This is a genomic window from Cupriavidus sp. WGlv3 (assembly GCF_023952475.1).
In the GTDB taxonomy this organism is placed as follows: domain Bacteria; phylum Pseudomonadota; class Gammaproteobacteria; order Burkholderiales; family Burkholderiaceae; genus Cupriavidus; species Cupriavidus phytorum.
Genome location: NZ_JALHRX010000014.1, coordinates 14,351 through 28,311, shown reverse-complemented (window position 1 = coordinate 28,311; position 13,961 = coordinate 14,351). Strand labels below are relative to the sequence as shown.

The 13,961-nt window shown below is 68.1% G+C and carries 13 protein-coding genes; 4 read left to right on the top strand and 9 right to left on the bottom strand.

Annotated features, from left to right (window positions below; all coding sequences use genetic code 11):
* Positions 1-5 precede the first annotated feature (5 nt).
* The 7 genes from MKD38_RS21370 to coq7 form a co-directional block, all read right to left on the bottom strand.
* Complete coding sequence (locus MKD38_RS21370; protein WP_252679766.1) at positions 6-1,406, bottom strand: UDP-N-acetylmuramoyl-tripeptide--D-alanyl-D-alanine ligase; 1,401 nt, start codon at positions 1,404-1,406, stop codon at positions 6-8.
* Positions 1,403-2,968: a UDP-N-acetylmuramoyl-L-alanyl-D-glutamate--2,6-diaminopimelate ligase gene (locus MKD38_RS21365; RefSeq protein ID WP_252679764.1), complete on the bottom strand. Its 1,566-nt coding sequence runs from the start codon at positions 2,966-2,968 to the stop codon at positions 1,403-1,405. Before MKD38_RS21365 ends, MKD38_RS21370 begins: the two co-directional genes overlap by 4 nt.
* 10 nt (positions 2,969-2,978) lie before the next feature.
* Complete coding sequence (locus MKD38_RS21360; RefSeq protein WP_252679762.1) at positions 2,979-4,784, bottom strand: peptidoglycan D,D-transpeptidase FtsI family protein; 1,806 nt, start codon at positions 4,782-4,784, stop codon at positions 2,979-2,981.
* On the bottom strand, positions 4,784-5,095 hold the full coding sequence (ftsL, locus tag MKD38_RS21355) for a cell division protein FtsL (RefSeq protein WP_018006229.1): 312 nt from the start codon (positions 5,093-5,095) through the stop codon (positions 4,784-4,786). The genes MKD38_RS21360 and ftsL overlap by 1 nt, the downstream gene beginning before the upstream one ends.
* Entirely contained in the window at positions 5,092-6,093 is a 1,002-nt protein-coding gene (gene rsmH / locus MKD38_RS21350; RefSeq protein ID WP_252679760.1) for a 16S rRNA (cytosine(1402)-N(4))-methyltransferase RsmH, read from the bottom strand. The genes ftsL and rsmH overlap by 4 nt, the downstream gene beginning before the upstream one ends.
* 7 nt (positions 6,094-6,100) lie before the next feature.
* Positions 6,101-6,529: a division/cell wall cluster transcriptional repressor MraZ gene (gene mraZ, locus MKD38_RS21345; RefSeq protein WP_018006227.1), complete on the bottom strand. Its 429-nt coding sequence runs from the start codon at positions 6,527-6,529 to the stop codon at positions 6,101-6,103.
* Positions 6,530-6,966: 437 nt separating this feature from the next.
* Positions 6,967-7,590, bottom strand: coding sequence for a 2-polyprenyl-3-methyl-6-methoxy-1,4-benzoquinone monooxygenase (coq7, locus tag MKD38_RS21340; RefSeq protein WP_252679758.1), 624 nt, complete (start codon positions 7,588-7,590; stop codon positions 6,967-6,969).
* Between the two features lie 337 nt (positions 7,591-7,927).
* Here coq7 and MKD38_RS21335 point away from each other — a divergent pair, with 337 nt between their 5' ends.
* The 4 genes from MKD38_RS21335 (at position 7,928) to MKD38_RS21320 (ending at position 11,349) form a co-directional block, all read left to right on the top strand.
* Positions 7,928-9,061 (top strand): porin, encoded by a 1,134-nt coding sequence (locus MKD38_RS21335; RefSeq protein ID WP_252679756.1) that lies wholly within the window; start codon positions 7,928-7,930, stop codon positions 9,059-9,061.
* Between the two features lie 173 nt (positions 9,062-9,234).
* A complete protein-coding gene (locus tag MKD38_RS21330) occupies positions 9,235-10,236 on the top strand; it encodes a Bug family tripartite tricarboxylate transporter substrate binding protein (protein ID WP_252679754.1) in 1,002 nt (333 codons plus the stop codon).
* Positions 10,237-10,399: 163 nt separating this feature from the next.
* The gene (locus MKD38_RS21325; protein WP_062801825.1) at positions 10,400-10,903 is read left to right on the top strand and encodes a MarR family winged helix-turn-helix transcriptional regulator; all 504 of its coding nucleotides are present in this window, start codon (positions 10,400-10,402) and stop codon (positions 10,901-10,903) included.
* Positions 10,900-11,349: a hypothetical protein gene (locus tag MKD38_RS21320; RefSeq protein WP_252679752.1), complete on the top strand. Its 450-nt coding sequence runs from the start codon at positions 10,900-10,902 to the stop codon at positions 11,347-11,349. Before MKD38_RS21325 ends, MKD38_RS21320 begins: the two co-directional genes overlap by 4 nt.
* Before the next feature lie 75 nt (positions 11,350-11,424).
* Here the strand turns inward: MKD38_RS21320 and MKD38_RS21315 are convergent, their stop codons facing one another.
* Together MKD38_RS21315 and MKD38_RS21310 are read right to left on the bottom strand one after the other, a co-directional pair.
* The gene (locus tag MKD38_RS21315) at positions 11,425-13,107 is read right to left on the bottom strand and encodes a long-chain fatty acid--CoA ligase (RefSeq protein WP_252679751.1); all 1,683 of its coding nucleotides are present in this window, start codon (positions 13,105-13,107) and stop codon (positions 11,425-11,427) included.
* A 188-nt stretch (positions 13,108-13,295) separates the two neighbouring features.
* The gene (locus MKD38_RS21310; protein WP_252679749.1) at positions 13,296-13,958 is read right to left on the bottom strand and encodes a TetR/AcrR family transcriptional regulator; all 663 of its coding nucleotides are present in this window, start codon (positions 13,956-13,958) and stop codon (positions 13,296-13,298) included.
* Positions 13,959-13,961 lie beyond the last annotated feature (3 nt).

The window sequence follows — 13,961 nt, the reverse complement described above, 5'->3', positions numbered from 1 at the left end:
CTTATTTAATATGCGGAAGTGTCTGCGACCAGCGCCGCGACCATCCGTTCCATGCGCATGAAGCGCGATCCCTTCACCAGCACGGCGCCCGCTTGCGCCACCATGCCCCCGCTGTCTTCCTCCAAGGCCTTCGCCAGGTCTTCCGCGCTGCCGAAATGGCGGCCGCTGGCGCCGAACGCCTGCACTGCATGCGCTGCCAGTTCGCCGGTGGCCCACAGCACGTCGATGCCGCGCGCCCGGGCGTAGGCCCCGATCTCGTCGTGGAACGCCGGCCCCTGGTCGCCCACCTCGCCCATGTCGCCCAGCACCAGCACGCGCGGCGCGGCAAAGCCGGCCAGCACGTCGATGGCGGCGCGCATCGAGTCGGGATTGGCGTTGTAGGTGTCGTCGATCACCACCGTGCCGGCCGGCGTGTACTTGACCTGCAGCCGCCCCTTCACGGGCTTGAACTCCGCCAGGCCCGCCTGGATCGCCGGCACGTGCACGCCCGCTGCGAGCGCGCAGGCGATCGCCGCCAGCGCGTTGCGCACGTTGTGCTCGCCCAGCAGCGCCAGCCGCACCTCGAAGGCATGGCCCGGCGCGCGCACCTGCATCACCTGCACGCCGTCGACCAGTTCCACGGTGGCGTGCACGTCGGCCTGCTGCGAGGTGCCGAACGACAGCGCCTGGCGCGCACCCGCGGCTGCGCGCCATACCGGCGCGTAGGCGCCGCCGCTTTGCGCGTCGAGCGGGAACACCGCCACGCCGTCGGCCGGCAGCGCCGCGATCGCGGCGGCGTGCTCGTGCGCCACGGCTTCCACGCTGACCATGAACTCCTGGTGCTCGCGCTGCGCGTTGGTGATCACCGCCACGGTGGGCTGGGCGATGCCGGCCAGGTAGACGGTCTCGCCCGGATGGTTCATGCCGAGCTCCAGCACTGCCAGCTTGTGCGTGGCGCGCAGGCGCAGCACCGTCAGCGGCAGGCCGATATCGTTGTTCAGGTTGCCGCCGGTGGCCAGCCGCTGGTCCTCGCCGACGGCCGCGGCAAAGATCGCCGCGATCATTTCCTTGACCGTGGTCTTGCCGTTGCTGCCGGTCACCGCCACCGCCGGCAGCGTGAACTGGCGGCGCCAGCCGGCACCGAGCTCGCCCAGCGCAATGCGCGTGTCCGGCGCAACGATGGCCGGCACCCCGGCGTCGACCTCGCGGCTCACCAGCACCGCGGCGGCGCCGCGCGCGACCACGTCGGCAATGAAGTCATGCGCATCGAAACGCTCGCCGCGCAGCGCCACGAACAGGTCGCCGGGCTCGACGCTGCGGCTGTCGGTATGCACGCGCGCGAACGACACGGCGCCATCGCCGCTAATGCGCGCGCCGGCGATCCAGCCGGCGGCCTGCTGCAAGGTGGTCATGGTGGTCTGGCTCATGCCGATACTCCGCGCGTGGCCAGTGCCAGCCGTACGTGTTCGCGATCCGAGAACGGCCGCTTGCGGCCCTGGATCTCCTGGGTGGCCTCGTGGCCCTTGCCCGCCACCAGCACCACGTCGGCCGGGGCCGCGTGCCGCACGGCATAGAGGATGGCGGCGGCGCGGTCTTCGATCTGGCGCCCGCGCGCGCGCTCGGCCATGCCGTCGGCAATCGCGTCGAGGATCTCCTGCGGGTCTTCGCTGCGCGGGTTGTCGCTGGTCAGCACAACTTCGTCGGCCAGGCGCTCGGCCACGGCGCCCATCAGCGGGCGCTTGATCGGATCGCGGTCGCCGCCGCAGCCGAACACGCACCACAGGCGGCCGTTGCGCGCCTGCGCCACCGGGCGCAGCGCGGCCAGGGTCTGCTCGAGCGCGTCGGGGGTGTGGGCGTAGTCGACCACGGCCAGCGGCGCCTGCGCGGCGTCATGGCCGGCGCCGAACAGCTCCATGCGCCCTTCCACCGGCGCGAGCGCGCGCAGCGCGGCAATCGCCGCGTCCCACGCCACGCCGTTGGCCAAGGCCGCGCCCAGCACCGCCAGCAGGTTGCTGACATTGAAGGCGCCGATCATCGGCGTCGCCATCTCGGCATGGCCGAAGCTGCCGTCGATATGGAAGGCAGTGCCGGTGCCGGTGGCGCGCACCTTGGTGGCGCGCAGCCATGCGCCACGCGGGCCGCGCACCGTGGCGGCGGCGGGGCCGTCGATGCCGTATTCGATCACATGCGGCGCGGCCACGGCGGCGGCGTCGGCCGCCAACAGGCGCTGGCCCATGCCGTCGTCGCGGTTGATCACCGCGGTGCGCAGGCCGTCCCAGCGGAACAGGCGCGCCTTGGCGGCCTCGTACTCGGCCATCGAGCCGTGGTAGTCGAGGTGGTCCTGGGTCAGGTTGGTCAGCACCGCCACCGAGAAATGCGTACCGGCCACGCGCCCCTGCTCGAGACCGTGCGAGGACACTTCCATCGCCACGGCGCGCGCGCCGGCATCGTGCAGCGTGGCCAGGCTGGCCTGCAGCTGCACCGCGTCGGGGGTGGTGAAGCCGGTGGCCTGCAACGCGTCCGGGAAGCCGGTGCCGAGCGTGCCGATGGCTGCACAGGGCGTGCCGGCGGCCTGCAGCACGCGCGCCAGCCACTGGCTGCACGAGGTCTTGCCGTTGGTGCCGGTGATGCCGGTCACGGCCAGGCCGCGCGCCGGGTTGCCGTGCCAGCCGGCAGCGATCGGGCCGGCCAGCTGGTGCAGGCAGCTTACGGCGAGGTGCGGCACGGCGTCGCCGAAGGACCAGTCGAAGCCGTCGGCTTCGTAGACCACGGCGCCGGCGCCGGCGGCAATCGCCTGGGCGATATAGGGCCGGCCGTCGGTGGCAAGGCGGTCGTTGCCCAGCACGTAGGCGAAGAACACATCGCCGCGCGCCAGGCGCCGGGTATCGCCGCTCAGCTGCGCCGCGGCGGCCACGTTGGTACGCAGCCAGGCCAGCGCGTTGCTGGCCTGGGCGGTGACCTCGAGGGGAAGCAGGGGCTTGGCCGTCATCGGGTCGATCTCATTGGGTCGAACTCCACGGTTCGCTTTCCTGCACCTTGTCGCTGACCACCAGCTGGCGGATCGGCGAATCGGGCTGGACGTTCAGCGCGCGCAGCGTGCCGCCGGTGATGGCCGCGAACGCGGGGCCGGCCACCAGGCCGCCGTAGTGGCTGCCGGCGGTGGGCTCGTCCACGCTGACGGCAACGATGATGCGCGGGTTGGACATCGGCGCCAGGCCGATGAACGAGGCGCGGTACTTGCTGCGGTTGTAGCCGCGTCCTTCATGCTTGTAGGCGGTGCCGGTCTTGCCGCCGACGCGGTAGCCCATCACCTGCGCCTCGGGCGCGGTGCCGCCGGGCGCGGTCACGGTTTCCATCATCGCGCGCACGTCGCGCGCCACCTGCGGCGACAGGATGCGCTCGCCGGTGGCGGGGCCGTTGGTGCGGAACATCGTCACCGGGATTAGCTCGCCGTCATGGGCGAAGATGGTGTAGGCATGCGCCATCTGGAACAGCGACACCGACAGGCCGTAGCCGTACGACATGGTGGCCTGCTCGATCGGGCGCCAGCTCTTGTACGGGCGCACGCGTCCGGCGACCGCGCCGGGGAAGCCGATCTTGGGCGCCTGCCCCAGCCCGATGCTGGTGTACATGTCCCACATTTCCTGCGGCTTCATCATCATCGCGATCTTGGTCGTGCCGATGTTGGACGACTTCTGGATCACGCCGGTGACGGTGAGCGCGCCATAGTTGTGGGTATCGGTGATGGTGGCGCCTTCGAAGTTGTACTTGCCGGTGGTGGCGATCACGGTCGAGGGCGACACGCGCTTGAGCTGCAGCGCCAGCCCCACCGTGATCGGCTTCATCATCGAGCCGGGCTCGAAGGTGTCGGTCAGCACGCGGTTGCGCAGCTGCTCGCCGGACAGCCGGGTGCGGTCGTTGGGGTTGTAGGTAGGCCAGTTGGCCAGCGCCAGCACCTCGCCGGTCTGGGCGTCGAGCACCACCGCGCTGGCGGCCTTGGCCTTGTGCTTGTCGACTACGGCCTTGAGTTCGTTGTAGGCCAGGTACTGGATCTTGGCGTCGATCGACAGCTGGATGTCCTCGCCGTCGCGCGGGGTCTTGAGCACGCCGATGTCCTCGACCACGCGGCCGAGCCGGTCCTTGATCACCTGGCGCGCGCCGGCACGGCCGGCCAGCCCGCTCTCGCGCGCCAGCTCGACGCCTTCCTGGCCGCGGTCCTCCACATTGGTGAAGCCGACGATATGCGCCATCGCCTCCCCTTCCGGGTAGAAGCGCTTGTATTCGCGGGTCTGGTGGATGCCTTCGATCTTCAGCGCCGCGATCTTGTCGGCGACGTCGGGCAGCACCTGGCGCTTCAGGTAGACAAAGCCCTTGTCCTCGGACAGCTTCTTGCCCAGGTCCTTCTCGGACATGCCGAGCAGCCGGGCCAGCTGGCGGATCTTGGCCGCTTCGACCTGGTTGGGCACGTCCTCGGGCACCGCCCAGATCGCCTTGACCGGCAGGCTGGTGGCCAGCACCAGGCCGTTGCGGTCGAGGATCTTGCCGCGCGTGGCCGGCAATTCAAGCGTGCGCTGGAAGCGCTTCTTGCCCTCGGCCTCGTAGAACTGGTTGCCGGGCCCCTGGATCCACGCGGCGCGCACGGCCAGCGCGACGAACGCGGCGAACATCAGGAACACCACCAGCTTGGAGCGCCACATCGGCAGGCGCAGGCCCAGCACCGGGCTGGCGGCGAACTGGCCGCTGCGCGGGCGCGAGGCGGTGCCGTTGCGGTCACGGCGGGGCGGGTTGGGGCGGGCCATGCTCATCAGCGCGCCTCCGCTGCGCTGGCCGGCGCGGACGGGGCCGGCGGCAGCACGATGCCGGACAGGTACTGGGTCTTGCCGGGGTTGACCGGCGCCATCTTCAGCTGCGCGCGCGCCGCATCGGCAATGCGCGCGCTCTTGCCCAGCGCGCTCTGCTGGTATTGCAGGCGCGACCAGTCGATGTCGAGCTGCCGCTCTTCCGCCTGGGCGCGCTCGAGCGCGACAAACAGCGTGCGCGCCTGGTGCTGCGCGCTCACCAGCGACAGCGCGCACAGGATCAGCGCGGCCAGCAGGAAGAAGGTCAGGCGGTTCATGCGCGCGCACCTCCGCCAGCGGTCGACACAGCAGGCGCCAGCTTCTCGGCCACGCGCATCACCGCCGAGCGCGCGCGCGGGTTGGCGGCCACCTCTTCGGCGCCCGGCTTGTAGCGGCCGAGCAGGCGCAGCGTCGGTTGCGGCAGGTCGGCCGCGCGCAGCGGCGCGCGGCGCAGCGCCGGATCGGCATCCTGCTGGGGACGGGCGTGCGCCGCCATGAACCGCTTGACGATGCGGTCCTCCAGCGAATGGAAGCTGATCACCACCAGGCGTCCCCCTACCTGCAGCAGGTCATAAGCTGCCTTCAGCCCTCTTTCGAGGTCCTCAAGCTCTTGATTGACGTGAATCCGTAGAGCCTGAAAGGTGCGGGTCGCAGGGTCCTGACCCTTCTCGCGTGTTTTGACGGCTTTCGCCACGAGCGCGGCAAGGTCGGCAGTAGTGGCGACGGGTCCGCCATCGCCGGATTGGCTCCGGCGAGCAACAATCGCCTTTGCAATCTGTACAGCAAACCGTTCTTCCCCATAGTCTCGTATCACCCTGGCAATGTCCTGCTCATCCGCCTGCGCCAGCCACTGGGCGGCAGTGATGCCGCGCGTGGTGTCCATGCGCATGTCCAGCGGGCCCTCGAAACGAAAGGAAAACCCCCTCGCCGCCTCATCGATCTGGGGCGAGCTGATCCCCAGGTCGAGCAGCACGCCGGCGACATGGCCGCGCCCCGACAGGCGCTCGGCCATCGCCGCAAAGCTCGCGTGCTCAATGGAGAAGCGGGCATCCTTGATGGTGCCCGCTTCTGCGATTGCTGCTGGGTCCTTGTCGAACGCAACCAGGGCCCCGTCTGGCCCCAGCCGGGCCAGTACCGCCCGGCTGTGCCCTCCCCTGCCGAAGGTGCCGTCGACATAAACCCCGTCGGGCCGCCAGACCAGCGCGTCGACGGCCTCGTCCAGCAGCACGGTGCGATGCTGCAAGGCGGGGGTTGCCGGGGTTCCGGTAGGACTCATGACCTCTTCAGAAAGAGAAATTCTTCAATGCTTCGGGCATGCCCTGCGCCATCGCCTGCTGTTCCTTGGCGGCGTAGGTTGCGGCATCCCACACTTCGAAATGGCTGCCCATGCCGAGCAGCATGACTTCCTTGTCGAGCATGGCGGCACTGCGCAGCTCCGGTGCGATCAGCACCCGGCCCGCGCCGTCCATTTCCACGTCGGCGGCGTTGCCCAGGAAGATGCGCTTCCACCAGTGCGCATCCATCGGCAGCGCTGCAATGCGCGTGCGGAAGTTTTCCCACTCGGGCCGGGGAAACAGCAGCAGGCAGCCATCCGGGTGCTTGGTCAGCGTAACCCGGCCCTCGGCCTGCTGTTGCAGCGCTTCGCGATGCCGCGACGGAATCGACATCCGCCCCTTGGCATCCAGCGACAGCGCCGATGCTCCCTGAAACAAGCTTGCTCCCGGTCCACGCCGGTCCTGCGAACGGTTCGCCGGCCGGCCTGCGCGTGAATCCTTCCGTTCCGACTATGGTGAGAATCATCCCATGGCCGGGGCCCAATTTCACACAAAAATACACTTCCTCACACTATTTCCCACTTTAGAGGAAGCGATATGGGCGGTCAAGGCTGCAGGCGGGGCAACAAACGAGATTTTTTTAATCAGAACAATGACTTAGCGCGCACACCTCACGCACCGGAAAAGTGAATCCTTAATGAAATGAAGATCTTAGGGAGGAAAGCAGAGAAACCACCTGAGAACCACTTGCGGAGGAACTGCCGACAGCGCGGAAAAGACCTGTCCCGGCGCGCGCCCCGAGGATACAACAATTGCCCGCCAGCCCTGCTGAATTCAGGGCTGGGCGGCAGACGCCCGATCTCGGGCGGCCGAGCTCAGATGCGGTAGGCGGCGGTGGTCATCACGCGCGAGGCGCCGCGCATCAGCGCGCGCACCGGCGCGGGCAAGGGCATGCCGCCGGCCTCGCGCGCGGCGTCGCCATGGCGGATCTCGTCGTCGCGCATCTGCTCGAGGATGGCGCGCGAGCGGCCATCGGACTCGGGCAGGCGGTCCAGGTGTCCGCCGAGGTGGTGCTCGACCTGGCGCTCGGTCTCGGCAACGAAGCCCAGGCTGACGCGATCGCCCGCGCGGCCGGCGACCCAGCCGATGGCGAAGGCGCCGGCGTACCAGAGCGGATTGAGCAGGCTCGGACGCGAACCCAGCTCGCGCAGGCGCTCGGCGCACCAGGCCAGGTGGTCTTCCTCTTCGCGCGCGGCGGCATCCATCTGCGCGCGCACGGCGCCGTTGCGCGCGGTCAGCTTCTGCGCCTGGTACAGGGCCTGGGCGCAGACCTCGCCGACATGGTTGATGCGCATCAGGCCGGCCACATGGCGGCGCTCGTCGGCACTCATCTGTTCGGTGTCCGGCGCCAGCCGGTCAGCCGGGTTGGCGCGCGCCGAGCGCGTGGCGCCGGCAATGGCGCGCAGGGCCACGTCGAATTCTTTGATCAGGTTGTCCATGTCGCAGAGGCGGTTGGAATCGGTGCCCGGGCAAGCCCCTGCCATGGTGGGGTGCGCGGCCGCGGCGCGGCACGCCGGGGCGCCATCGGGATTACCCGTATTGTAGCTTGCCTCTAATCGCCGCCAGACCGCATCCCGCCTTGCGTTGATACGCCCGGCTACTCAGAAACCCTGAGTTGTTAAAACAAGACAAGGGGTTGGGCCCCAATGGTGAACGAAAAGTTGTTTGTTACAGTACTTCGCAACTTCCAAGGAAGTTTGACGCTCGGGGGATGGAGACCATCAGGAGGTTCTCCCGCGCCGTCACCAATAATTCTTACAGTGGAGATCAACGAGCATGAAGAAATCGCTTCTGGCGCTGGCAGCGCTTGGCGCATTTGCTGGGGCGGCGCAGGCCCAATCGAGCGTGACCCTGTACGGTGTGGTCGATGCCAACATCGAATACGTAAGCAACATGTCCAGCGTCACGCCGTCGATCGCCAACGGCCTGGCAGTCGGCCCGGCGGAAAACGTCTTCCGGCTGACCTCGGGCGGCCTGTCCGGTTCGCGTTGGGGCCTGCGCGGCGTGGAAGACCTGGGCAGCGGCATGAAGGCGCTGTTCGTGCTCGAAAGCGGTTTCGGTCTCGATGACGGCCGGTCCCAGCAAGGCGGCCGCCTGTTCGGTCGTCAGGCGTATGTCGGCCTGGAAAGCGCCCAGGTCGGCCGCTTCACCTTCGGTCGCCAGTACACCACGCTGTTCGACATGATGGCCAACTTCTCGCCGACCGGCTATGCCACCCAGTATGAACCGGTGGTGGCGCAGCTGGGCCTGAACTTCCGCTCGGACAATACCGCCAAGTACACCGGCAAGTTCGGTCCGGTCACGGGGATCGCCCACTGGTCGTTCGGCAACGGCGTGGCCGGCGCCGGCGAGGTCCCGGGCCAGTTCCGCCGCGACACCGGCTATGGTGCCGGCCTGGCGTGGGCGGCAGGCCCGTTCGGCATTTCGGCAGCCTACGACCAGTACAACCCGACCCTGAACGCCGCCGGTGGCACCGGCGACTTCAAGAAGGCGGCCGTCGCCGCCAGCTACGCCTTCGGCCCGGCCAAGCTGATGGCCGGCTACCGCTGGGGCATGAACAAGGCCCCCAACGACAACACCATCCTGAAGGACAACTACTACTGGGTGGGTGCCAACTACCAGGTCAGCCCGGCGCTGGGCCTGACGCTCGCCTACTACTACGACGACGTCAAGAACCTGAACCTGGCCGCCACCGGCACCGCCAACAACATTAAGAACCCCTGGCAGATCTCGTTCGTCGCCGACTACAACCTGTCCAAGCGCACCGACGTTTACCTGACCGCTGCCTTCTCGAAGAACGCCGGCCTGAACTTCGACACCTCGGCAATCAGCTTCGCCAACGGTTACTTCCTGGGTACCGGCGAAGACAAGATGATCGGCGCCGCCATCGGCATCCGCCACAAGTTCTAAGCAAATCAGGCTTGAACTGGAAAGGCACCTCCGGGTGCCTTTTTTCATTGGCAGGACCGCGCCCCACGATACGCCATAGGGCATCACCTCATCGGCTCCGTCGCGGGTGCCAACTAGAATGCACTGACCATGCCGCCACCAGGTGCCGCGGCCAAACCCCAGGGAGACCAAGCATGCAACCCACTCGCCGGCGCGTCGTTGCGCTGCTGCTGTCCGCCAGCCTCGGCGCGCTTGCCAGCCAGCCGGCGCTGGCCGCCGACCCGTATCCGGCCAAGCCGATCCGGCTGGTGGTGCCCTTCGCCGCCGGCGGCACCACCGATATCCTGGCGCGCGCGGTGGCGGCCGAACTGGCCAAGCTGCCCGGCTGGAACGTGGTGGTCGACAACAAGCCCGGCGCCGGCGGCAATATCGGCGCCGACATCGTCGCCAAGGCCGCGCCCGACGGCTACACGCTGCTGATGGGCACCGTCGGCACCCACGGCATCAACCAGTCGCTGTACGGCAAGCTGCCGTTCGACCCGATCAAGGACTTCGCGCCGATCACCGAGGTGGCGGCGGTGCCCAACGTGCTGGTGCTCAATCCGGCGTTCGCGCAGCAGCACAAGATCGACAGCGTCAAGGACCTGATCACCTATGCGCGCGCCAATCCCGGCAAGATCAACATGGCCTCGAGCGGCAACGGTACCTCGATCCACCTGGCCGGTGAGCTGTTCAAGACACAAACCCGGACCTTCATGGTGCACTTCCCTTACAAGGGCAGCGGTCCCGCGCTGGTCGACCTGGCGGGCGGCACCATGCAGGTGATGTTCGACAACCTGCCGTCGTCGATGGCGCTGATCAAGAGCGGCAAGCTCAAGGCGCTGGCGGTGACCAGCGCCAGGCCGTCGCCGGCGCTGCCGGGCGTGCCGACCATTGCCCAGGCGGCCGGCCTGCCGCAATACGAGGCCAGTTCCTGGTTCGGCATGCTGGCGCCGGCGGGCACGCCGCCGGAGGTAATCCAGCGCATCCAGCAGGAAGTGGCCAAGGCGCTGGGCGCCCCGGCGGTGCGCGAGCGGCTGCAGGCACAGGGCGCCGAGCCGGTCGGCAACACGCCCGAGCAGTTCGCCGCCTTCATCCGCGCCGAAACCACGAAATGGGCCAAGGTGGTCAAGGATTCGGGCGCCAAGGTGGATTGATGCGGGATTGGGCCGGATCGGCTTGAATTGATCGCCGGCAGGGCCGCGGCGCTTATCGGCTATATATCGCGCATATACTTGAGGCATCAAATGTCGGCCGCCCGAAGTCGGGCGGCCCCTGGCGGCGCTTGCCGCACACCTGCCACCCCAGGGCGCACCGAAGATGCCAAACCTGTCTCCTGCGGCCGGCGCCGAGAGCGCGCCGGTCGACCTCGAAACCCGCGCCGACCACACCGAGCACGAGGCCCTGCGGCTGTGGCTGCGGCTGCTGACCTGCACCAACCTGATCGAAGCCGATATCCGCTCGCGGCTGCGCCAGGACTTCGCCTGCACCCTGCCCCGCTTCGACCTGATGGCGCAGCTCGACCGCCATCCCGAAGGGCTCAAGATGGGCGAACTGTCGCGCCGCATGATGGTGACCGGCGGCAACGTCACGGGCATCACCGACCAGCTGCAGCAGGAAGGGCTGGTCTCACGCGAGGCCCTGCCCACCGATCGGCGCGCCTATCTGATCCGCCTGACGCCGGCCGGGCGCGCCGCGTTCTCGCGCATGGCGCGCGCCCACGAGGACTGGATCGGGCAACTGTTCTCGGGCCTGGCCGAGACCGACCGGCGCGCCTTGTTCCGACTGCTTGGCCGGCTCAAATCCGGCCTGATCTCGCCATGAAACCGCTTGCCATCCTTACCCTGTGCGGCGTGCTGCCGGTGCTGGCCGCCTGCAGCAGCACGCCGCAGCCACCGCAGGTCACCCCGGTGAACGCCACCATCAAGCTCGGCCGCGTCACCGAAAGAGTGTTCCTGACCCGCCTGGACGTGGCCCAGGTGCCCTCTTACTACGGTGGCGGCACCAGCGTCGGCGTGGGTGCCGCTAGCGGCGGCCACGGCGGCGGCGGGGTCGGCGTGGGCTTTGCCTTCGACCTGAGCCGGCTGTTCAACAAGCCCGCGCCGGTGCAGCAGGTGGATCTGTTCCAGTACAAGGTGCGCACCCTGGACGGGGCGATGGTGACAGCGAACGCACCGGCCGTACCTGGCCTGGAGCCGGGCGCCTGCGTGCGGGTGATCTACCCCGATGGCGGGCAGGAGCCACAGCTGGCGCCATCGAACGAGTGCTGAGCCAGAACCGCCCTGCCTGAACGCACAACGGCCTTCGAGGAGGCCGTTGTCGTTTCCCGTGGCAAGACCGGGCGTTCAGGCTGCCGCGCGGCTGTCGCGCAGTTCGCGGCGCAGGATCTTGCCGACGTTGGTCTTCGGCAGTTCGGTGCGGAATTCGACGTACTTGGGCCGCTTGTAGCCGGTCAGGCGCTCCTTGCAGAATTCGATCACATCGGTCTCGGTCAGCGCCGGGTCCTTCTTCACCACGAACAGCTTGACCACCTCGCCCGAATGCGTGTCCGGCACGCCGACCGCCGCCACTTCCAGCACGCCCGGGCACTCCGCCACCACGCCTTCGACTTCGTTCGGATAGACGTTGAAGCCCGACACCAGGATCATGTCCTTCTTGCGGTCGACGATCCGGGTATAGCCGCGCTCGTCCATCATGCCAATATCGCCGGTCTTGAAGAAGCCGTCCGGGGTCATGACCTTGGCGGTCTCGTCCGGGCGGTTCCAGTAGCCGGCCATCACCTGCGGGCCGCGGATGCAGATCTCGCCGGGCTGGCCCAGCGGCACGTCGTTGCCGTCGTCGTCGCGGATCACGACTTCGGTCGACGGCAGCGGCATGCCGATGGTGCCCGAGAACGCATCGGTGTCAGTCGGGTTACAGGTGGCCGACGGCGAGGTCTCGGACAGGCCGTAGCCCTCGATGATGGGGCAGCCGGTCTTGGCCAGCCATTGCTTGGCCACCGCTTCCTGCACCGCCATGCCGCCGCCGTTGGCCACGCGCAGGCCCGAGAAGTCGACCTTGCCGATCTCCGGGTTGTTGAGCAGCGCGTTGTACAGCGTGTTGACGGCCGGGAACATATTGAACTTGTACTTCTGCAGTTCCTTGATGAAGCCCGGGATGTCGCGCGGATTCGGGATCAGCACGCTGGTGCCGCCGCTGCGCATGCCCAGCAGGCAGCAGACCGTCAGCGCGAAGATGTGGTACAGCGGCAGCGCCGTGATGGTGATGGGCTGGTCGATATGGGCGCCCTTGTTCAGCGCCGGCTGCATCCATGCCTCGGACTGCAGCACGTTGGCGACCACGTTACGGTGCAGCAGCACCGCGCCCTTGGACACCCCCGTGGTGCCGCCGGTGTACTGCAGGAAGGCGATGTCGTCGGGGCCGGTGGTGGCCGGTTGCAGCGTCAGCTTGCGGCCTTCGGCCAGCACGCTGTTGAAGCGCACGCAGTGGGGCAATTCCCACGCCGGCACCATCTTCTTGACGTTGCGCACGACGAAATTGACGATCGCGCCCTTCAACCCGCCCAGCATGTCGCCCATGCTGGCCACCACCACGTGCTTGACCGGGGTCCGGGGCAGCACCTGCTGCAGCGTCGCGGCAAAGTTCTCGAGGATCACGATGGCTTCGGCGCCGCTGTCCTTGAGCTGGTGCTCGAGCTCGCGCGGGGTGTAGAGCGGGTTGACGTTGACCACCACGAAGCCCGCACGCAGCACCGCGGCCAGCACCACCGGGTATTGCAGCACGTTGGGCATCATGATCGCCACGCGCGCACCGGGACGCAGCCCGCGCGACTGCAGCCATGCGGCAAAGTGGGTCGAAAGCCGGTCCAGTTCACCGTAGGTGATGGCCTTGTCCATGCAGATAAAGGCCTTGCGGTCGGCATAGCTGTGGAAAGACGCCTCGAGCAGCGCAGCGAGCGAGCGGAACTGGCTGGCATCGATCTCGGCAGGGACGCCGGCCGGGTAGTGTTTCAGCCAAATTCTTTCCATAGCACCGTCTCCTGAATTTCTGAATGGTCGTTCGATTTTTCCGAGATGCTAAACGGGCGCCCCGGTTAAAACAACAACTTAGACGAAGTCCTCAGGGTCGTTCGCCAATCCTGGCCGGCCCTGGCGAGCATTATGCGCCACCGATCGGACATAGGCAGCGGGATAACCCCTACGTGCCCGCGCCGCGCTCACGCGCCGCTGGGCTGCACCAGCTTCATCATGCTGGCCGCCAGTTCCTGCGCCAGGGTTTCGGGGTCGGTGCGCCCGGGTTCGTGCCACGTGTACAGGAAGCCAACCACGCTGCCGATCGCATGCGCGGTCACGCGCGCGTCGCCAAAGGCGAACACGCCCTCGCGCTGGCCTTCGTCCAGCAGCGCATAGAGGTCGCGATAGAAGTCCCGCGCCATGCTGTCGAGCCAGGCCACGGTGTCCGGACGCAGGTACTGCCGGTCGCGGAAGCTCAGCGTGGCCGGCACGTGGCAAGCGATGCAGCGCCGCGCCATCTCGAGCAGGCAGGCGTGCAGGCGGGCCTGGACGGGTTGCGCCGGATCGGCGGTCTCGCGGATCACGGGCAGGCAGGTCTGGGCCGACTCCCGGCACAGGATGTCGAAGATCTCGTACTTGTCAGTGAAGTAGTAGTAGACCGCCGGCTTGGTCACGCCCAGCGCGCGGCACAGGTCGTTCATGGTCATGCCGGGGTAGCCCTTGCTGTAGAAGAGCTGTGCGGCGGTATCGAGGATCTGCCGGCGGCGCGCCTCCTGGCGCTCGGCGATATGCGCGCGGGCCGGCTGGGGCTCCGGCGGCACGCCCGACGGTGGTGCCAGCGGTTCGGATCTGGGAGCAATCGACATGAC